Source organism: Streptomyces sp. YS415, from assembly GCF_023544665.1.
In the GTDB taxonomy this organism is placed as follows: domain Bacteria; phylum Actinomycetota; class Actinomycetes; order Streptomycetales; family Streptomycetaceae; genus Streptomyces.
The window spans coordinates 1-18,478 of the sequence record NZ_JAMJFL010000031.1; the positions used below are offsets into that span (position 1 = coordinate 1).

At 70.5% G+C, this 18,478-nt stretch carries 27 protein-coding genes and 1 tRNA gene; 11 read left to right on the forward strand and 17 right to left on the reverse strand.

From position 1 onward, the window contains the following. Nucleotides 1-878: 878 nt before the first annotated feature. From M8H82_RS29725 to M8H82_RS29745, 5 genes are all read right to left on the reverse strand, one after another. Nucleotides 879-1,637, reverse strand: a complete 759-nt coding sequence (locus M8H82_RS29725) for a hypothetical protein (RefSeq protein WP_250078166.1) — start codon at nt 1,635-1,637, stop codon at nt 879-881. Nucleotides 1,638-1,830: 193 nt separating this feature from the next. Further along, nucleotides 1,831-2,133: a hypothetical protein gene (locus M8H82_RS29730; protein ID WP_250078167.1), complete on the reverse strand. Its 303-nt coding sequence runs from the start codon at nt 2,131-2,133 to the stop codon at nt 1,831-1,833. Beyond that, entirely contained in the window at nt 2,130-2,876 is a 747-nt protein-coding gene (locus tag M8H82_RS29735; protein ID WP_250078168.1) for a GntR family transcriptional regulator, read from the reverse strand. The genes M8H82_RS29730 and M8H82_RS29735 overlap by 4 nt, the downstream gene beginning before the upstream one ends. After that, nucleotides 2,873-3,097 carry a hypothetical protein gene (locus tag M8H82_RS29740; protein WP_250078169.1) on the reverse strand — a complete coding sequence of 75 codons (225 nt, stop codon included), beginning with the start codon at nt 3,095-3,097 and terminating at the stop codon, nt 2,873-2,875. Before M8H82_RS29740 ends, M8H82_RS29735 begins: the two co-directional genes overlap by 4 nt. Nucleotides 3,098-3,629: 532 nt before the next feature. Further along, entirely contained in the window at nt 3,630-3,908 is a 279-nt protein-coding gene (locus M8H82_RS29745; RefSeq protein WP_250078170.1) for a hypothetical protein, read from the reverse strand. A gap of 78 nt (nt 3,909-3,986) precedes the next feature. Between M8H82_RS29745 and M8H82_RS29750 the strand changes: the two genes are divergently transcribed. Next, entirely contained in the window at nt 3,987-4,742 is a 756-nt protein-coding gene (locus M8H82_RS29750; protein ID WP_250078171.1) for a GntR family transcriptional regulator, read from the forward strand. On the opposite strand, the gene M8H82_RS29755 is transcribed toward M8H82_RS29750, so the two are convergent. Continuing rightward, the gene (locus M8H82_RS29755; protein ID WP_308293292.1) at nt 4,718-5,191 is read right to left on the reverse strand and encodes a DUF4240 domain-containing protein; all 474 of its coding nucleotides are present in this window, start codon (nt 5,189-5,191) and stop codon (nt 4,718-4,720) included. The genes M8H82_RS29750 and M8H82_RS29755 overlap by 25 nt on opposite strands. A gap of 625 nt (nt 5,192-5,816) precedes the next feature. Between M8H82_RS29755 and M8H82_RS29760 the strand changes: the two genes are divergently transcribed. Next, nucleotides 5,817-5,909, forward strand: a tRNA-Arg gene (locus M8H82_RS29760). A 359-nt stretch (nt 5,910-6,268) separates the two neighbouring features. Here the strand turns inward: M8H82_RS29760 and M8H82_RS29765 are convergent. Together M8H82_RS29765 and M8H82_RS29775 are read right to left on the reverse strand one after the other, a co-directional pair. Further along, the gene (locus tag M8H82_RS29765; RefSeq protein ID WP_250078172.1) at nt 6,269-6,667 is read right to left on the reverse strand and encodes a DUF5994 family protein; all 399 of its coding nucleotides are present in this window, start codon (nt 6,665-6,667) and stop codon (nt 6,269-6,271) included. Nucleotides 6,668-6,875: 208 nt separating this feature from the next. Next, a complete protein-coding gene (locus M8H82_RS29775) occupies nt 6,876-7,187 on the reverse strand; it encodes a hypothetical protein (RefSeq protein ID WP_250078257.1) in 312 nt (103 codons plus the stop codon). A 258-nt stretch (nt 7,188-7,445) separates the two neighbouring features. On the opposite strand from M8H82_RS29775, the gene M8H82_RS29780 reads away from it, so the two are divergent. From M8H82_RS29780 to M8H82_RS29800, 5 genes are all read left to right on the forward strand, one after another. Then, nucleotides 7,446-8,219, forward strand: a complete 774-nt coding sequence (locus tag M8H82_RS29780; protein WP_250078173.1) for a DUF5994 family protein — start codon at nt 7,446-7,448, stop codon at nt 8,217-8,219. 10 nt (nt 8,220-8,229) lie between these two features. After that, nucleotides 8,230-8,499 (forward strand): hypothetical protein, encoded by a 270-nt coding sequence (locus tag M8H82_RS29785; protein ID WP_250078174.1) that lies wholly within the window; start codon nt 8,230-8,232, stop codon nt 8,497-8,499. Nucleotides 8,500-8,914: 415 nt separating this feature from the next. Beyond that, nucleotides 8,915-9,307, forward strand: a complete 393-nt coding sequence (locus M8H82_RS29790) for an STAS domain-containing protein (RefSeq protein ID WP_250078175.1) — start codon at nt 8,915-8,917, stop codon at nt 9,305-9,307. 192 nt (nt 9,308-9,499) lie between these two features. Then, a complete protein-coding gene (locus M8H82_RS29795; RefSeq protein ID WP_250078253.1) occupies nt 9,500-10,180 on the forward strand; it encodes an ANTAR domain-containing protein in 681 nt (226 codons plus the stop codon). 78 nt (nt 10,181-10,258) lie between these two features. Continuing rightward, nucleotides 10,259-10,975, forward strand: a complete 717-nt coding sequence (locus M8H82_RS29800) for a GAF and ANTAR domain-containing protein (RefSeq protein ID WP_250078176.1) — start codon at nt 10,259-10,261, stop codon at nt 10,973-10,975. A 55-nt stretch (nt 10,976-11,030) separates the two neighbouring features. On the opposite strand, the gene M8H82_RS29805 is transcribed toward M8H82_RS29800, so the two are convergent. Beyond that, nucleotides 11,031-11,339: a hypothetical protein gene (locus M8H82_RS29805; protein WP_250078177.1), complete on the reverse strand. Its 309-nt coding sequence runs from the start codon at nt 11,337-11,339 to the stop codon at nt 11,031-11,033. Between the two features lie 184 nt (nt 11,340-11,523). On the opposite strand from M8H82_RS29805, the gene M8H82_RS29810 reads away from it, so the two are divergent. The 3 genes from M8H82_RS29810 to M8H82_RS29820 all read left to right on the forward strand — a co-directional run bounded on the left by M8H82_RS29810 (nt 11,524) and on the right by M8H82_RS29820 (nt 12,586). Next, a complete protein-coding gene (locus M8H82_RS29810) occupies nt 11,524-11,880 on the forward strand; it encodes a PRC-barrel domain-containing protein (protein ID WP_250078178.1) in 357 nt (118 codons plus the stop codon). Between the two features lie 37 nt (nt 11,881-11,917). After that, entirely contained in the window at nt 11,918-12,088 is a 171-nt protein-coding gene (locus tag M8H82_RS29815) for a hypothetical protein (RefSeq protein WP_250078179.1), read from the forward strand. Between the two features lie 186 nt (nt 12,089-12,274). After that, on the forward strand, nt 12,275-12,586 hold the full coding sequence (locus M8H82_RS29820) for a chaplin (protein WP_250078180.1): 312 nt from the start codon (nt 12,275-12,277) through the stop codon (nt 12,584-12,586). 125 nt (nt 12,587-12,711) lie between these two features. Here M8H82_RS29820 and M8H82_RS29825 read toward each other — a convergent pair whose 3' ends face one another. The 8 genes from M8H82_RS29825 to chpG form a co-directional block, all read right to left on the reverse strand. Then, nucleotides 12,712-13,578 (reverse strand): tyrosinase family protein, encoded by an 867-nt coding sequence (locus M8H82_RS29825; protein ID WP_250078181.1) that lies wholly within the window; start codon nt 13,576-13,578, stop codon nt 12,712-12,714. Beyond that, nucleotides 13,562-14,044, reverse strand: coding sequence for a tyrosinase cofactor (locus M8H82_RS29830; protein ID WP_250078182.1), 483 nt, complete (start codon nt 14,042-14,044; stop codon nt 13,562-13,564). The genes M8H82_RS29825 and M8H82_RS29830 overlap by 17 nt, the downstream gene beginning before the upstream one ends. Nucleotides 14,045-14,225: 181 nt before the next feature. Next, on the reverse strand, nt 14,226-14,738 hold the full coding sequence (locus tag M8H82_RS29835; protein ID WP_250078183.1) for a hypothetical protein: 513 nt from the start codon (nt 14,736-14,738) through the stop codon (nt 14,226-14,228). A gap of 118 nt (nt 14,739-14,856) precedes the next feature. Continuing rightward, entirely contained in the window at nt 14,857-15,462 is a 606-nt protein-coding gene (locus M8H82_RS29840; protein WP_250078184.1) for a vitamin K epoxide reductase family protein, read from the reverse strand. Further along, a complete protein-coding gene (locus M8H82_RS29845) occupies nt 15,462-15,956 on the reverse strand; it encodes a DUF5949 family protein (RefSeq protein ID WP_250078185.1) in 495 nt (164 codons plus the stop codon). Before M8H82_RS29845 ends, M8H82_RS29840 begins: the two co-directional genes overlap by 1 nt. A gap of 189 nt (nt 15,957-16,145) precedes the next feature. Beyond that, entirely contained in the window at nt 16,146-16,433 is a 288-nt protein-coding gene (locus M8H82_RS29850) for a hypothetical protein (RefSeq protein ID WP_250078186.1), read from the reverse strand. A 190-nt stretch (nt 16,434-16,623) separates the two neighbouring features. After that, nucleotides 16,624-17,442: a hypothetical protein gene (locus M8H82_RS29855; protein ID WP_250078187.1), complete on the reverse strand. Its 819-nt coding sequence runs from the start codon at nt 17,440-17,442 to the stop codon at nt 16,624-16,626. A gap of 245 nt (nt 17,443-17,687) precedes the next feature. Continuing rightward, nucleotides 17,688-17,927, reverse strand: a complete 240-nt coding sequence (gene chpG / locus M8H82_RS29860) for a chaplin ChpG (RefSeq protein ID WP_250078188.1) — start codon at nt 17,925-17,927, stop codon at nt 17,688-17,690. Between the two features lie 293 nt (nt 17,928-18,220). Here chpG and M8H82_RS29865 point away from each other — a divergent pair, with 293 nt between their 5' ends. Then, a complete protein-coding gene (locus M8H82_RS29865; RefSeq protein WP_250078189.1) occupies nt 18,221-18,430 on the forward strand; it encodes a hypothetical protein in 210 nt (69 codons plus the stop codon). Nucleotides 18,431-18,478: the final 48 nt, after the last annotated feature.

Sequence of the window (18,478 nt, forward strand, 5' to 3'; positions counted from 1 at the left end):
TCCGGCCCTCGAGCCAGTCGACGGCCGACACCGAAGCGGGCCGGATCGAACTCGTAAGGCGGTGGTCACGCCCTCGTGGACTATCTGTGGCCGGACCCCACCCGAACCAGCACCTGCGCAGCCTTGACCAGCCACATTGGCTGAGACTCAAAGGGCCTCCGGAGCCGTGTGCGCGGGTTCGAATCCTGCCGTGGGTACGGGGGATCGTCCTTGGGTCGATCATGGTCCGGGGTCTTTTGCGGCCAGAGAGTTGATCGATTGGGCAGGGCATGACCGCCGATGATCGGGTGTGGCTGGTCAGACGGGAATCCAGTCAGGCCACTGTGGAGGGACGTTACTCACGGGGCAGAGTCTAGAGTCGCCGGGATAGCCGTCCAGCGTCCCTCGGGTCGCGAAGAGCCACCATGCCAACGACACCGTCGCCACGACCACCAGCAGCGTCGGCAGTGGGACGCGGACGGTCGTTGGCGCGCGAACCACCAAGCGTCGACCGGTGGCCCACGCCACGAGTCCAATGAGTGCTTCGCATCCCACGACAAGAGGGAGCAGAAAGTTGAGTTCGAAGCGTCCGCCAGCGTCGTAACCCGCGTCGCAGTATGCGCGCGCCCAGACAGTCAGCGACCAGGCGACGCAGCCCATGGCAACTCCGAACAACGCGGAGCCTGCCCAGGGGAGACAGGAGGTTGATCTCGGCTCGGCTGTGTGCACGACATGACACGACATCGAACGCACCATCCACGGTTCCGCGACGGGCCGGTGAGTGTCTAACTGCGCCGACGGACGAGTGCGGACGTGTGCGGATTATCAGCACAGGTGGAGACACACCAGCTCAAGGCAGAGCCCACTCCCAAGTTGCTTCGGGTCGAAGAGGTCCTGAGCTAAAGGCCGTCGCGCTCAATCAGTGAGCCATCAGGGCTCAGTGTGTAGAAGCGCGGCGGATCCATGGCTTCCACCGCTCTGCGCAGCTCCGCTTCCTGCTCTGCTGGATCAGGCCCGTATGCATCCCGCACGTGGAATCCGTACAGCTTGATGGCGTCTGCGTCGACGTCGTCGGGCTGGGGACGGCCCTCCTGGATGAACCCGCAGAGCGCCCGCAACGCGTCTTCGCCCAGGTCCAGTGGGTGAAATGGCAAGGCGTACGGCTCTTCCTCCTCACCGGGCCAGGGGACGATGTCGGCCGGTCGGTCTCCGGCCCAGTAGGGCCGTTCGAAGGGAAGCGGTTCGCCGATATTCTCGATGATGCCGCTGTCCGGGGACAGGCTCAGAGAGCGGACGAGACGTCCGTCTTCCCACACGGCGAACGCCAGCCAGTCGACGACGCTGTGCATGGCGTGCAGGACGAGCCGTCGGCCGATGCTTGCCGCCACGAGGTGGACCGGGAGCTGGGATGGGGCGTCGATCATCACCCTTTGATCGCCGATGACATCCAGGCCTGGCCAACTGGCTGCGTATGCCGTCCCCTTCGGGGGATACACACCGTCCCCGAGCTTCGAGTCCTCGCACTCTTCGATCTCGCAGTCGGGGTAGAGCCGCCGCATCGTGGTGACCGTCCGATCTAGGTCCGCCGCTCCCACTTGTCGCAGCAACCCCGGCACGTCGCCGTCGGCGTACACCAGGAGTCCCGTCGTTGCCCCCAACGCCCCTCCCCAGAACATTGCCCTTGATGGCAGACGCACCATAGCCGCAGGCACTGACAACAAGGGACCGAGGCCAGGCAACCTGGGCCGAGGTCGGTACAAACCCGAGGGGGAGGGGAGCCCAGGTGCATTCCGGGGTCCCCTCCCCCTCGGGAGGGTTGGCACCTGTTGGTGCGTCGTTCCAGTCCGCCCCTCAAACGCCTTGAGGCTCCCCAGCAGCCAAAAGATGACCGCGGCTGGCAGCCACTCGGAGGACGTCCCGGAGAGCTCCGGTCAGTTCTATCGCCAGTCGCTCTACTTCCGCCGGGTTCGCGTTCCGGTCGCCGAGTACCTCCGATGCCTGCTCCAGGAGCTCAGTTGCCGTTCCAAGCTGGACCGCTTCAACGCTGTCCGCCAGGCGGGACATGTAGCCGTCCCGGTCGTCGGTGCTCAGGTAGCAGGGCTTGCCCTCCGGACCCGCCCACGGCAGAAGCCGCAGTTCGTTCGACGTTGTCATCCCCGGGTCTTCCTCTCGTCGGTCACGTGTTGAGCGGTGAAGACGGCGTCGACGCCGTCCCCCGGGAATGCCAGCAGCGCGGCTTCAAGGACGCGGCCGGCGGCATCAGTTGCGAGGCGCGTGATCGCGAGTACGGCCCTCGTGGAGCCGATGCGCAGGGCCGTTGCCTCGTCCGGTGTCGGGGGACGAGCACACACCGTCTCCCGCACGGCGGCCGGCGGCGGAGCGAGCACGGCGAAGCGTATGGCCGCCTCTCGGCTACTGCCGAAGTCATCGTCGAGGACTCCGGCCGGGGCCAGGTCTGGCGGCATATAGATGCGGGCCAGCCCGCGCGGTGACTCCCCTTCGAGGCTGAGACAGGAGAACTCCGCGAGGGGGCTGCCCGAGGGGACGCTCAGCAACGCCGACAGGTCTGCGGGGGCCTGAACCGTGGCGCTGCGAACCGTGACGCGCACTGACGGCGCAGCGGCGGTCCACGGGTCCAGGGTGCCCCAGCCGCCCACGTACGTGATCTTCCGTAGGGGACGGCGGACGAAGTTGCCCTTGCCGTGGATCTTCTCAAGGAGCCCTTCGCCCTGAAGTACCGCGAGAGCGTGGCGCAGTGTCACCGTACTGACCGCGTATCGCTCGGCCAGAGCGGTTTCGGACGGCAGGCGTTCGCCCAGTTGGAGACGGCCGGTCGTGATCTGTTGCCGTAGGTCGTCGGCGACGTCGTGGTGGCGGGGAGGCACGAAACTGCTCACCGCCTTCTCAGCGTCCGCACGGCGATGAGCCGGGTACGCATGTGTATCGTCAGCAACTCGCCCGAGTCGAAGACCAGTTGCTTCGCCCCCTGGGGAAGCTGGAAGAGGTCTCTCACCTGGCGCGCCCGACCGCCGAGTTGGATGATGTCGCCTCGCTGGACAGTGGCCGCGGTGATCTCGACCCTGGCGACCAGTGCACCGACGGGAGTCCGGGCGATCACGACGCCACCCCCACCGGCACGGCCGGGCTGACCGACCAATGGCACCTGCAGTCGCACACCTCATAGATCACTGGCACGTCGATCGGTGCCGGCGCCGGGTGAGGCTCCGCGCAGGCGGCGTGTGTGCCGATCCGGCAGGCGGCCGAGCGGTAGGGGACGGACGAGGTGTCCGTGAGGTGCGGCTTCTGGCCGGAGGTCATTATCGGACCCCCATCAGGGCCGGGGGCCACGCATGAGCTGGCATGTGGGGCGCGACGATGACCGTGCGGGTCCGGGTACGCCTCTCATAGGCCAGAACGTACGGGCGGACGAGCCCGATGTCCTCCCCCGTGAGCAACGGGCGGCCCGACGCTCCGGCGGCAGCCCGGCTCAGGATTAGGGTCGGGGCGCCAACGGGTGCGGGTGATGCGGCCGCAGGAGACGCCGGACGCGTAGAGGGCGTTAAGGGGCGGCGATGCCTGCCCCTGGAGGAGTTCCGCACCCTGGTGAGGCAGAAGGCACGGCGGATACGGTTGAGCACGCTGATCAGCTCCTATCGCTGATGGCCCGGTCCCCCGACATCGCCCGTCGAGGGGACCGTTCTGCGTACGGCCGCCCAGAGGGTGCGGCCGTTCATGCTGGTGGCGAGGAGACCGAACCGGTCGGCCAGAGCCACCGCGTCCAGGACCTCCCGCCAGGTCTCGGCGGAGAGCGAATTTGGTAACTCCGCCTTCACCGACGTGTGCCAGGGGTGTTCCTCCACTCGCGTGGTGAGCCCAAGGGCGGACAGCCGGGCGGCGAGGGCCTCCGCGGTCAATCCCGAAGCGGGCACAGGGCAGCCTCCGTCACCGGCGATCACTTTGAGTGAAGCTAGTTAACTAGATTAGAGCTAGTGGACTAGATTTTCCATATGTCTGAGCAGCCGCCCTATCTCCGCATCGCCGAGGAGCTCCGGCGGCGCATCGCTGAGCACGTCTGGGAGCCGGGCGACCGTCTCCCCTCCCGCGCACAGATCGGCCAGGAGTGCGGCGTAGGTGAGAACGTGGTCCGCCGGGCACAGGAGTTGCTGATCTCCCAAGGCGTGCTTGAGGGCCGCGCAGGTTCGGGCACCTACGTTGCTGAGCCCCGGCAACGGGTACGAGTCGTCCGCTCATCGGCGCGTGAGCAACCCGCCGGGTCCCCGTTTCGCGCGGACATGAAGGCCGTCGGCAGGCAGGGCGATTGGGAGAGCCGGACCGACGCCAAGGTGCCGGCCCCAACGGAGATCGCGGCGCGTCTCGGTATGGCCGAGGGCGAGCTGTGCGTCCGCACGACGTACGAGTTCCTGGCCGACGGCAGGCCGGTGCAGCTGTCGACGAGCTGGGAACCGTACGACCTCACCGCGGGCACTCTCGTCGTGCTGCCCGAGGGAGGGCCCCACGCGGGAGCCGGGGTCGTGAACCGCATGGCCGCGATCGGGGTCACCGTCAGCCACGCCGTGGAGCAGCCGAAACCCAGGCAGGCCACCGCCGAGGAGGCCTCAATACTGGGCATCCAGAAGGCCGCGCTCGTCACTCACATCCGGCGGACGTACTACAGTGATGAAGGACGCCCCGTCGAGACAGCGGACATCGTCGTACCCGCCGCGCACTGCGAGATCGTTTACGAGATCCCCATCAAGCGGTAGTCCACGTCAGCTGGCCATGTCCGGCCAGCCATCCTTGTTGGAGAAGCTCTCGAGCAGTACCGGGTCGAGCGGTCCCACCCCTTCCCGGTAGCGAGTGCGTAGGCCTGATCCGGCACGTACAGCAGCCACTCCCCGTCGCACTCGGTGGAGGTGTACGGGGCGAACTTGTCGATGTCGAAGAAGACGCCTTCCCATGCGGCTTGCCCTGCGGCGACGACAGCGGAATGGGCGTACAGGAACGAGTCGGCCGACTGCGGGAAGGGCGTGCCGTTCGGGCCCGTCATGTCGATGATGGGAAGCGTCCCGAACTTCTCTTGGTCCAAGCGATAGAGAGCCTCGGCATGTCGTTCCGCAAAGCCGATTATGTCGGGGACGGAACGGCGGCTCAGCTCCTCGGCAAGGTGCTCGCAGCTCTCCTGCGTGGCTTCGCCGTTCAGGGTCGCTATCAGCGTCCAGAAGTCGGCTCATGTCATTCGCACAGGCGCAGGATGCCAGCGCCGTCTGACATCCATGGCTGACCTCAACGACCCCGGATAGCGGCAGACAGCAGCACCCCCGTGCGACCGCCGACCAGCCGACCACGAGCCCAGAGGCGGGCGTAGATCGAACTCCTAATGCGGTGCTCCCGCACGAGCGCCCGCCCGGGCCGTCCTCGGGCCGTGGAAGGGCGCTCAGCGCTGACCAACGTCGGCATCCGCCGACAGCTCAGTAGCAGGCCAGGGCGTTGATACAAAGTGCGGCGCAGGTCACGGCCGCCGGTGATCAGTTGAGGCTGTTCAGACTGTCAGTCACTGGGAGCCTGGGTTCAAGACCGCTGATGCCGCACGGTGCTCCTCGCAGACAGCCCACCAACTGTCGCCACCCTTGTCCTTAACCCGCACGCTCCAGCGCGCTTTGCGTGTGCACGGAGAGCCCCACGCGCACCGCTGCATGCGGGACTGGGTGCCGGCAGCATGCAGCTTCGGGCTCCACTCGGTTGGCCCCTCGACAAGTTCCACGGCACCAGTGAAGCGCACCCTTCCCTGGTGACGCAGTCGAATGCGTGTCGAAGCCGAAGCCTGAAGACGGTCCCGTGCATCCGTCTGTGCAGGTCAGCGTCCGAGTCCTTCGGCATGCGCCAAGCGCCTTCTAAGCGCTTGGCCGCAGGTTCGAGTCCTGCCGGGGGCGCAGTACACCCTCCGCCCAGCGGAAACCCTGGTCACTTTCGTTCCCGGCGCGATCCGCATCGCTGCTGGGCCAGGCCCTGCGCAGAAGTCATCGCCCGAGCCGTCCTCGCGCCCGCTCGCCGCGACGGGCCCGGCAGATCGGCGTTCAGCCACACCGCGAGGTCGGCATCTCGGTCGGCCATGTGCTCGCCGCCGGGGACCGCGACCGCGCTCATGGCGGCGGAACGGGCCCGCCGGGGCGGCGGCGAGGGAGCCGGTTCCCTCTCCTCCCGCTCCGCCGCTCCGCCCTCTCCGCACTCGGACGGCGTCAGCGGCTCGCCGGGCGGTGTGACTCGGCCGCGGGGACGGCGGAGGCGCCCGTCACACGCGACCGCTCGCCGCGGCCGCCATGAGCGGTTCCGCCGCCTCCGCGGTCGTATCCGGAGGGACGACCAGCAGGTCCCAGCGTCCCCGGCCGGGCGAGAGCAGGACGATGGTGTGCGCGGCGGATGCGCCGAGGGTCCGGTGCAGCCTCACGGCCTGGTTGGAGACGAGCATCCGGCCGGGCACCGCCGACCAGGTCGTCCCGTTGACGGTGGCGCTGGCGATGTGGCCCCATGCCTGCGGCAACCCGGCGAGCAACCGGGGGAGTTCGGTGAGCAGGTCGTACGAACGCGGCCACCATGCTCCGTCGATGGGCCGCGGCATGGTGCTGCGAGACGCGAGACGCAGCCGCAGGAGGGGGTGGGAGGGAAGCGGGGGTTGCAGTGCGGTGGTCATGAAAGCTCCTGCCAACTGCTGTGTACGGACGGGGTGGTGGACGTCAGGCGCGGCGGGCCGCGACCCGCTCCTCGGTCGGCCGGCGCACGTCGTGCACCCAGCCGAGGCGTTCGAGGAGCCGGATGACGGCGGCCGAGGGGTCCAGCTGACCGCGATCGACACCGTGGCGCGCGCCGGTGGGGTGGGCGTGGTGCAGGTGGTGCCAGCTCTAGCCGCCGTGCGTGAGGCCGCGGTGGAATCCGACCGTGACACCGAGACCCGTGATCGTGCAGAGGACGAGGGCGAGCACGATGTCGGTGGGGTGGACGAGACTCCCCCACAGCAGCCGGCCGGCCAGACCGAGCGCCACGAACGGAAGGACGACGATCGCCGCGGTCACCGTGACGTACAGCCGGTCGCTGCCGCTGCGCGGGGGCGCCGGGCCGTCCGACGGGAAGGGGGACGTGCCGTCATAGCCCTGAGGCGGCGGCGCGGGGTCCGACGGCGTGAGCCGCGTGGACGTGGTGGGACTGAGTGGCATACGTGCTCCTCGGCCTGGATGCGAATGGCGCGGCCGGGGTCACGGGCTGCCCAGAGGACGTCGCGAGGACGGTGCCGGGTCGGAGACCGGCACACGAAGGGGCCCTCACTCCCTCCACCGTACCCCCGCATGCTCCGGGAGGAGGCGGGCCGGAGCGAGCCGGGACGGCGTACGACCGTGCACGCGCTCCATGGTCGGTCGGCGAGGCTGCATATTCAGGGGGCCACTTCTCTCCGCTGGGGCGGAACGCGGAGTAACATGGACATTACCGAGGGCACTTCGCACACCGGCTTCCACGCCGGGTCGTCCTCAGTGAAAGATGAAACCCGGGCCGCCGTAGACGCGGCCCGGAGACAGGTCCGCATCATGTCGGCGACCTTGCTTCCTCCTCTGCCGCACCCCGAGCCCGTCGCAGCCCCGGCCGCGCGTCTCGCCCTGAAGCCCAGGAAGACAGACGGCACCTCCCGTGGACTCCTGGACGGTGCCTGGTGGCCCCGCTCGCGGGATCTGCTGAGCGAACTACCGCTGCTCACCGACACGTTGGACCCCCTGTGGGGCCGTATCACCCGAATCGCCGTCAACCCGGAGCACTGGCCGGTCATCCCCCGCAAGGTTCCGGTGGACGGTCACATCGTCAAGATCGGCTGGTTCACCCGGGAGCTCGACCCGCACAAACTGCTGCTGCTCTCCTACGGCACCGGGCGCTGGGACCTGCTGGTCATCCCGCCCGAGACCGACGCGGAGTCGGCGGCCCGGCTGATGGCCGCCGCGTCCGAGCACGACGGCCCACCGCTGACCGCGAGCGCGCTCATCGCCGCGGACGAGACCCGGCACGGCAGCCCCCGGGCCGAAGACCCACTGAGCGCGCACGACGGAACCGATGGCCCGCTGAGCGCGCACGACAGGACCGATGGCCCGCTGGACCCGGACGAGGTGTGGGAGGCCGAAGGCGGCGCCTCCGCGATGTCCGCGGCCGTGCCGGAGCAGACCGGACCGCTCCAGCGCGCCAGCCGGCTGATCACCGGTATGTGAGGTAGCCACCATGAACGCCTTCCTGACAGCCGCAGCCCTCGTGGTGCTCATCGCGGCGGGCGCATACGCGATCCACCGGCTCAACCTCCAGCACGCCGACAGAATCGCCGTGCACCGGTACAGCGACCCTTGGCCCGACCGCCATGGCCGCCGCACCCCGCAGCCCTCGGGACCGGACCGCTCCGAGTCGCCGCCCACCGGAGAACGGCGGGACCACCGCGAGGGGGGACGCGGCCGGTTCCCGCCGCGCCGTCGCAGCCGTACTCCTCACCACAAGTGACCAGCCGATCCGCTGAACGGCCCCCTGCCCGGCAGGGGGCCGTTCAGCTCGGCAGGTGCGGCTGAACACGCCCCCCAGTGAGCCGCCAACCGCACAACCCGCCATCCGCGTCCCGGAATTACGCTGCTTCGAACCCGTCCGTCACCCGCCGCGAGGACTACGCTGCCGGGGAGACGTCCCAGACCCCGGCGGCACACTGTTGCTGAACACGGATGGCTGCGGGGTGCGGGCTCCTGGTCCGCCGCCCGGCGCTTCCCTGGAGGGCACGGGGTGGGTCCTCCGTCCGGCCGCGCAGGCTGTCGGACCGGTCGCCGCTCTGCCTCAGCCGCACGTACGCCCCTGCCGCAAGCGCGCCCGGAGTGCCGCAACTCCGGCTCATCGGGCCGCTGCCGGTTGGCTTCCGAACCGAGGCGTCATGCCCCTCTCACAGCTCACCGTCCACCGCCACAGCCACAGCCACCGGGAACAGGCGTTGATCACCCTGTACGGCGAGATCGACCTCGACTCCGCGCCGTTGGTGCGCGAGTGCCTGGGGCAGTGCCTGCGGGACGGTATCCGCACCATCGCTGTCGACCTCTCCCCCGTCACCTTCTGCGACTGCAGCGGACTCAACGTGTTCCTCTGCACCGCACAGCGGACCGCCGTCGCCGGTGGAACCCTGCGACTGCACCATCCGCCGGCCACGCTGGTCCGGATCGTCGACCTCGTCGGCTGCGGGTTCCTGCTCCTCGGTCCTCCGTCCGACCGGCTGCCGCCCCCACTCGGCGGCACCCCGCCCGCGTCTGCTCTCTCCAGCGACACGCGATGACGGCCCGACCGGTGGCAGGGCTCGGCACCGCCTCGGTGCCCAGGACCGATGCCTCCGCCCCCGCGGCGGGGCTGCAAGGCCTGGTCACCCACGCGGCAGGCGGTGGCCCGAGTGGCCAGTGACAGACGGTCGGCCCGCATCCGGATGCTGGTGGCCGAGCAGGCGGTCCGACGAGGTGCACCGGTGAGGGTGATGGACGTGTGCACCGCGGTCGTGGCCGCGCTGCCGGTCGGCGGGGCCGGGCTGTCGGCGATGTCCAGAACCACGGTGAGCCATCCGCTGTGCAGCACCGACGCCATCAGCGAGCAACTCGAAGAGCTCCAGCTCACGCTGGGCGAAGGGCCCTGCGTGGACGCCTTCGTACGCGGCTCGGCCGTCCTCGCCCCTGATCTGCTCACCGCCGAACTGCGCGACCGGTGGGCCGTGTTCGCCGGCGCGGCCCTGAAAGCGGGAGCCCGCGCGGTGTTCTCGCTCCCCCTGCAGAAAGGGGCGATCAGCCCGGGAGTCCTGGACCTCTACGCGGGCGTTCCGACCGTACTGGACGCGGAAGAGCTGGCCGACGCCCTGGCGTTCGCCGATCTCGCGACGCTGCTGCTGCTCGACACGGGGATCGACGAGGCGGGCGCGCCGGCCGGCGTACCGATGCCGGACCACGGCTTCGAGGATCTCGGCGCGTACCGGGCGGAGATCGACCAGGCGAGCGGAATGCTCACGGTTCAGCTCGGAGTCGGCATCGAAGAAGCCTTCGTCCGGATGCGCGCCTACGCCTACGCGCGGGAACGCCGGCTCGCGGACGTGGCCGCCGACGTGGTGGCCCGACGGCTCCGCTTCTCACCGGACGCGGAGCCGGATCGGGCCGGGGAGGGAGCCTGACGCCCGGTTCCGGTCGGGAAACGTGCGTACTTCCCGCCCCTTCGGGCAGGGGACCAATCTCTATCGAGGGTGCCTACGATGGATCAAAAGCTACTGGCCAAGACCTTCGTCGAGTTGGCCGACAACCTGGTCGCCGACTTCGACCTCATCGACTTCCTGCGCCTGTTGACCGACCGCTGCGTCGGCATGCTCGACGCGAGCGCCGCCGGGGTCCTGCTCGCCGACCGGGACGGCAAACTCCGCGTCATGGCCGCCTCCGACGAACGGGTGCGCCTGCTGGAGCTGTTCCAGCTGCAGAACGACGAGGGTCCTTGCCTGGAGTGCTTCCGCACGGGCGCAGCGGTGGTCGTCCCCGACCTCGGTACGGCGACCGTCCGCTGGCCGCGCTTCGCGGTGGCGGCCCAGCGCAGCGGGTTCGGGGCGGTCCAGGCCCTTCCGATGCGTCTGCGGGACGAGATCGTCGGCGCCTTGAACCTCTTCCGCACCGCCTCCGGCCCCTTCGACCCGGCCGTCGCACCCGTCGCCCAGGCCCTGGCCGACGTCGCCACCATCAGCGTGCTGCAACAACGCACCGCTGAGCGCAGCTCGGTGCTCAACGAACAACTGCAGACGGCGCTGAACAGCCGGGTACTGATCGAACAGGCCAAGGGCAAGCTCGCCGAACGCCAGGGCATCGACATGGAGCAGGCGTTCACCGCGCTGCGCGGTTACGCACGTGCCCACAACCGGCGCCTGGCCGATGTCGCCCGCACCCTCATCGACGGTTCCGAACCGCTCCCCGGCCTGGGATCCTGACCCGCACGGCGTCGGCTACGAGCGGCAGGACCCCGGACGGCAGGACGGGCACGGCTCACCCGCGGTGCCCGCGGTCACGGCGGTCCTCGCGCCGCCAGCGCGCCCGGTTCTGGCGGCTGTAGCGGCGGTCCCAGCGTTCCTGGCGGCTCCGGCGCTCCTGGTACTCCTGGTAGTCCCCGGCACCGGAACGGCCGCCGCGGCTTTGGCCACCGCCCCCATCGCCACCGCCCCGATCGCCGCCGCCCCGATCGCGGCCGTGCCGGGTCGCGGCGTACAGCAACACCGCCGCGGCCAGCCACCAGAGGGGACTGAGAAAGCCGAGGCCGAACAGGACCGCGACGAGGACGAGGAGCAGGACGAACACGGTGGGCCTCCCGGGAGCTGGACACAGCATCGACACCGGGGACTGGGGCCTCACCCCACAGCGTAGTACGCCGGAAGGCCGCATCGGCATGCCCGCCGACCACCATGGCCGAAAGCCGCGGCACGCGGGGCGCAGCGCGGAGATGCCCGGTTAGCCTGGAAGAACACAGGCCCGGAGGCAAGCCATGATTCACGCAGCCGACATCCGCGAGTGGCGCAACCGCAGCGTCGTCGACCCGAAGGGCCACAAGATCGGCGTACTCGAAGCGGTCTACGTCGACACCGCCACCGACGAACCGGCCATGGCCACGGTCCGCACCGGACTCCCCACCCGCCACCAGCTGGCCTTCGTCCCCCTCGACGAGGCGACCCTCGGCCCGGACTACGTCAGGGTCTCCTACCCCAGGGCACGGGTGAAGAAGGCGCCCTCGGTCGGCATGGACGACATCCTGCCCGCCGAGTCGGAGGAAGCGATCTTCCAGTACTACGACATGCCTTACCAGCCGGGCGCGGGCGGCGAGCGGAAACTCGCCCGCCGCTGACCGTCCGCGTCCAGCCGCCCTAGGAGGCGTACGCGCCATGGCCCTCTTGCTGTTTCTCCTGCTGGTCGCCGTCGTACTGGGAATCATCGGAGTGGCCGCGGACGGGTTGGGCTACTTGTTGGTCATCGGCATCGTGGTCCTGGTGGCCGCGCTGGGCATCACCGCCGTCCGCTGGTCCCAGCGCGCCGGTCACCGCCCCATCCGATAGTGCCAACCGCCAACCGGGCCTTCCTCGCCGGCTCCCGTGCTGCGCGGCGGGCCGGACACCGCCGCACGGGTTACGGAACCGGGTGATCTCCGCCGGTCCACCGTGACCAGCCGTGGGCCCCGGCGTTGAACGGGGAGTCCGGTGGCGCACCCTGCCCCCGGGCTCACCGAGTCAAAGGAGAACGTGATGTCGCGCATCGCGAAGGCAGCCGCTGTCGCCGTCGGCACCGGTGCCATGGTGGTCGGCGGGGCCGGACTGGCCCTGGCGGACGCGGGCGCCAACGGCCACACCGCCCACTCGCCCGGCGTCCTGTCGGGCAACCTCATCCAGGTCCCCGTCCACGTCCCGGTCAACCTGTGCGGGAACACCGTCGACGTGATCGGCCTGCTGAACCCGGCCTTCGGCAACACCTGCGTCAACAAGGGCGACAAGGACCACAAGAACGGCGGCGGTCACGACCGCGGCAACGGCAACGGCCACGGCGGCTACGGCAACTGACGTCCCACGCGTCTCCGTCCGGCCCGTACGTCCCCCGTACGTCCCCGTACGGAACAGAGCCCCGGCACCTCCGAGCGCCGGGGCTCTGCCCTGTCCCTGCTTCCGTCCCCGCCCCCTGTCCCCTGTCACGCGTACCGGTAGATGTGGCTCACGTCCTCCAGCCGGTCCGGCGTCACGTCCCACGGCGGCAGCTTCTGGTGCCGGGCCACGACCCGCCCCCGCTGCTCGTCGCCGATCCTGGGCGGCTCGGCCGGCAGATAGCGGTGCACCCGGTGCCGCCGCTGCCAGCGCGTCCAGCACAGGTCGACGAAGGCGTGGTGCATCCAGAACACCGGGTCGTTGACGGAGGCGCCGCCGACCATGTCACCGCCGACCCAGCGGTGCACCCGGTTGTGGTTGCGCCAGGCCACCGGTCCCCGCCCCTCGCCCCAGCCCTCCAGCTTGTTGCGGAAACCCTTGCGGACGGTCGAGTCCCACGGCGCCGCGTCGTAGACCGGATCCGCCAGCGCCCACTCCAGATCCCTCTTCGTCGGCAGCGCGATCGGATCGCGCACCCGGCCGAGGTCCCGGGTGAGGAACCTGCCGTCGGTCACGTTCTCCCTGAGGATCCAGTTGCCCTCCGCGTAGGCGAACGGCCCGGTCATCACCTGCCGGTCCGAGCGCCGCCCGGTGCCGCCGAGCAGGTCCGCGGTCCAGGGCGCGGAGGCCGCCGTACGGTCCTTCGTCCAGTCCCAGTACGGCAGCGTCACCGAGGAGTCCACCCGCCGCAGCGCCCGCTCCAGGTCCAGCAGGAACTGCCGGTGCCAGGGCAGGAAGGACGGCGTCATATGGGCCGTACGCAGTCCGCCGTCGCCGTCGGAGACGTAGTACTCGATGTGCATCCGCACGAACTCGTCGTACTCGCCCCGGCGTTTGAGCTCCAGCAGCGCCTTCACCAGCCGCCGCCGCTCGGTCCGGGTCAGCGTGCTGACGTCCCTACGCGTGTACGCCATGGTGGTCCCCCGAGTCCGTCTCCTCGTCCCGCAGCCGCTCCCCCGGCCCCAGTTCGTCGACCGCCGCGCGGGCCGCGTCCAGGGGGGTCTCGTACGAGCGGTAGTGGTCGATCATGCTCAGCCAGGTGCCGTCGGCCCGGCGCATCAGATGCAGGCGTACGCCGTCGACGGTGACGTACCACTGCGCGGCGCCGGAGGTGTGGGCCGCCGAGGTCCGGATGCCGCGGATGTGGCGGCCGCGGTAGGTCTCGTCGAAGGCGAGCTCCCCGGGGTGGTCCCAGCCCTGAGCGGGGGCCTGCGGCCGGGAGGCCGCGACGACGGGCGCCAGCGTCAGGGCGCCCACCGCCGCGAACAGACCGCGCAGCAGGTCCCGCCGCCCACCGGGTCTCGCCGTGCCCCGCGCTCCGGGCTCCGCATCCCCTGCCACTGCTGCTGCCGCTGCCACTGTGCCGACGTCGACGACCATCGTGCGCTCCTCATCCGGTTCGCTTGTCACAGCGGTAACCGCCACCCGGCCCGCCCGGTCACCGCGTACGCCCCGGAAACCCGGAGCAGCCATCACCACTTCCACCCCCACCTCCCCCGAGCCCCCAGAACGCCGAAGGGCCCGGTCGGCGGTGTGCGCCCCGGGCCCTCGTGAAGGGCGGTTACAGGCCGGGGCCCGTCACCAGGGCGGCAGCCGGCACGGTCTGGAGGACCGGGGTCAGCACGCCCGCCTGCGGCAGCTTGGGCTCCGGCAGGCCGAAGGCCTTCGGGTTCGGCGGGGTGAGCGGGGCGTCCAGGGTCAGGCCCGGCGCCATGGTGCGCAGGTCGGAGGCCGGGGCGTCCAGGGCGACGTGGTCGAAGTCGTCGCCGAGGATGTGCGGCAGCGGGGCACGCATGTCGGCGCCCGGCAGGCCGCCGCTGACCGGCAGCTGCGGGATGACCCGCTCGGGGATGAGCCGACCCTCGACGTACCGCGGGCCGTCGGGGGAACCCGGCACCGGCACGGGGATCTCGGCGCCGACCTGGGGCAGTTCGATGTTGAAGGACTTCTCCACGCCGCCCAGCGGCACCGGGACGGGGACCGTGCCGACCGCGGCAGCGGGCGCGGCGCCGGATACCGCGGCCGCGAGTCCCGTCACGACGGCGGCAAGGGTTCCTCGGGTGGTCGACTTCATCTCAGCTACGGTCCCTTCCAGGGGTTCGGTGGATCGACGTCCGTACCGCACAACGACTCCGGGTTCACCTCCAGCGCACAATTCGCCCGATCGCCGCAGTAGTACGACCTACGTCTCGTCAGCTCGTCCAGAAGTCCCACCAGCGGGTCAGGATCAGCATCCCGATCACACCGAGGTGCACCACCACGAGTACCCAGGTGAACTCGGCGAACAAGGCGACCGCCCAGCCCGGCGCGGGCAGCAGCCGCTCGCGCACGACCAGCGACACGACGTACCAGAAGAGGACGATCGTGGCGATCCACGCCAGACAGCACCACAGGCACAGCGCGTTGATCCGGTACAACGACTCGAACTGGAGCCAGGACACGAACCCGACGCCGAACAGGCAGCCCGCGGCGAGGGTGAGCCAGTACCAGCGCGGGAACCGGGCCCCGGCCAGCAGACCGACGCCGACGCAGCCGACGACGGCGTAGGCGACCAGGCCCAGCATGGGGTTGGGGAACCCGAAGGCCTCGGCCTGGTCGCTCTCCATCACGCTGCCGCAGGACACCACCGGGTTGAGGCTGCATCCCGGGGTGAAGTCCGGGTCCTCCAGCAGCTTGAACTTGTCGAGGGTGATGACCCAGGAGGCCAGCAGCCCGGCGGCGCCGGTGAGCACCAGCAGCAGGGCGAACCCCCGCCCCGCGCCCACGGTCCGCGCGGTCGGTCCCGCGGCCGTGGCCATCAGCGTGGGGTGCGGGCCGGGAGCACGATGTGCGCGGCGGCGTTCAGGGTCTCGTCGGCGCCGACGAACTCGGCCAGCGCCTCCGGCGCGATCGGCTTGCCCGGCTCGGCCCCGGGCCAGGGGCGGGTGGTGAACACGAAGTAGGCGAAGCCACGTTCGGCGACGGCCTCCAGCCACTCCGGGGGCGGCACGCACCGGGCGTCGAAGCCGGGCATGCTGACGACGGCCTGACCGCCCTCGACGAGCAGGCTGACCGGGAGGCCGGGCCGGGTCGCTCCGTCGACGAGGTCCCCGCCGACCGGGAGACCGTTGTTCTCCAGCAGCGCCGCCACGGCGTCGACCGAGCCCTCCGGCCCCCCGGCACCGTCGCCGAGCGTATAGGCGAGCAGATAGGGCATGTCGCCGCCGGGGGCCTCGCCGCTCCAGGCCATGACGACGAGCGTGCCGAGGTCAGCGGCGCGGAAAGCGCGGTCTTCCCTTGAGGTTGAGGTCACCGCGCGACCCTATCGACGCACCGGAACGGCTTCGGAACGCTTCTCACCCGACCGGGCGACGCCCCGCCTGCTGTCCACACGAACGAGTTACCCGTGCCTCGAACAGGTCCCGGCGCCGCGGCGGCACACACACCGAGGGCCGATTCCGTCCGTCCCGAAATCGGCTGCCGCGGTGCGGAATTGCGGAATTCAGCCCTGCGTGGGAAGCCCGCCGAGGAGTCCGCTCTGGTTCAGCGTGGTGGTGGCGCCCTTCACGGTGCTGAGCAGGGAGTCCTTGTTCTCGGTGTCGAGCGCGTTCGACTGGTGCTGCAGCGGCATCGCGTCGGCGGGCGTCAGGCGGCCACTGGTGAGCGTGTTCCAGGCGCCGTTGAGGCTGGTGGGCGTGAGGTCGGCGGTGTTGTGGGCGAACGCGGGCCCGGCGGCACCGGCGACGACCAGGGAACCGGCTACGACAGCGGCGGCCTTCAGGGACTTCATCGTGTTCCTTTCTTCGGCAACTCACAGTCGCCACGAGGAATTCTGCCGCCGTGCCTAACGACCTGGTGCCGGACCGGAAACCCCGGGCCCGCATCCTCATATGAGATCCAAGAAAGACGGAGGGAAATTCAGAAAGCCGTTGCGCCGGTCAAATCGCCCGGCACAACGGCTTTTGCGGCTTCGCCGTGTGCTACGGGGCGAGCGTCGGAGCGGCTGGAGCGGCTGGAGCGGCTGGAGCGGCTGGAGCGGCCGGTGCGGCGGGCGCGCTCGGCAGTTGCGGCAGGCCGGCCAGGTCCGGGGCGGGCAGCTTGCCGCCGAGTGAGGTGGCGGCGAGCATGTTGACCAGATCCTTCACCAGCCCGGTGACGGCCGAGGTCACCTTGGTGACGTCGCCGGCGGTGACGGCGCCGAGCAGCTCGTCGACGCCCTTCTGCAGGACGGCGAGGGCGTCTTTGACGAGGTCGCCGGGAGCCTGCGTGGGCGGCACCTTGGAGTCGTCGCTCGTGCTGAGCGTCGGCGGCGCGGCGGGCAGGCTCGGCGCGACGGGCAGCGCGGACGCGGCCGGGGTGGCGGGCGCGGCGGGGGTGCTCGGCGCGGCGGCGGTGTTCGGCGCCGTCGGGGCGGCCGGGGCGGCCGGGGCGGCCGGGGCGGTGGGGGTGGCCGGGGCCGCCGGGACCTGCGCGGCCGGGACGGCGGACGCGACCATGGCGATGGCGTCCTTCGCGATCGTGCCGAGCTTCTCGGCCTCCGCGGCGGACAGTTGGCCGTCGTCGGCCTTGAGCACGTTGTTCAGCAGGTCGGTCACCGGCGTGAGCACACCACCGATGTCGCTCAGGGACTCGACCTGGCCGAGAAGCGCTTCCGCGCCGGGGACGGGCGCGTGGGACGCCGCATGGGTGCGCTCATGGGCGGAGTCGTCGGCGGCCATCGCGGCCGGACCGGCGATCCCGAGCAGGAGGGTGGCGCACAGCGCGGAGGACGCGATACGCCGTGCGGGCAGAGCACGCATGGGTGTTCCTTTCGGTGGTGCTTCTCTCTTGCGCCCACCGTGAAAGCGCCCCCAGCGCTCTGCAACCGTTCGAGCGCCCCCGGTAACCACCCGTACGCCGTACGGGCGGCGTCATGCCTGGTGAGAGCACGACAAGGCGGCCCGTGCACGTCGGTGCCGGAATGCCCCGTTCGGGGCAACGCGAACCAGCCGCCCCGCCGTGGCGGATCCACGGAAGGGCGGCCGGTCAGGGTCTCGCGACGACGTCAGTCGTTGACGCAGGTGTTGCCGAACGCCGGGTTCAGCAGACCGATCACGTTGATCGTGTTGCCGCAGACGTTGACCGGGACGTGGACCGGAACCTGGGCGACGTTGCCCGACAGCACGCCCGGGGAGTGGGCGGCGGCGCCGTTGGCGCCGGCGTCGGCGGCGGCGATGCCGGCGCCGCCCGCAACGGCCGCGGCGGCAACAGACGTCAGGACCAGGCCCTTCGCGATACGCGACATGGAGAGGTGCTCCTTGGGGGTTGACACAAACACCCGGGCGGGGATGCCCGGCGCTGTGTCAACGCGCGGCGCGCACCGGGGTTGTGCCGCCAATGGAGTGATTCGGCGACAGTCGGCTTCACCAATCCGACACACTTGTCCGCTTTCGACGGATTAATACGGATAGCGACTAGAGTTGCGGGCCTCTCGACGCGCCCCTATTGCCACTCCATCGCACCGTCCCATCACAGCTTTTCCGAAAGGGCATCCCGGTGTTGCGCCATTGTCTGGGCCCGCTGCCACGCCGCGCGGCGGTGGGCGTCCGCACCCCCGCCACGGAGCCCGGGGCGGCGCCGGCGGAGCGCACGCCCGCGTACCCGCACGCCCTCGGCCGCCACTCCGCCGTGTTCGAACCGAACACCCCACCGCGCCCCGGCGGTGACCCGCGGGCCGTCCGGCTCGTTTCCCAGCGGGACGCAGTGTGGGCCGGCGCGCGCTTCATCGCCGTCGACGCCCAGAGCTGAGGCGCGATCCCGCCCGTCCCCCGCGACACCCGTGAGCGAGGAAACCGC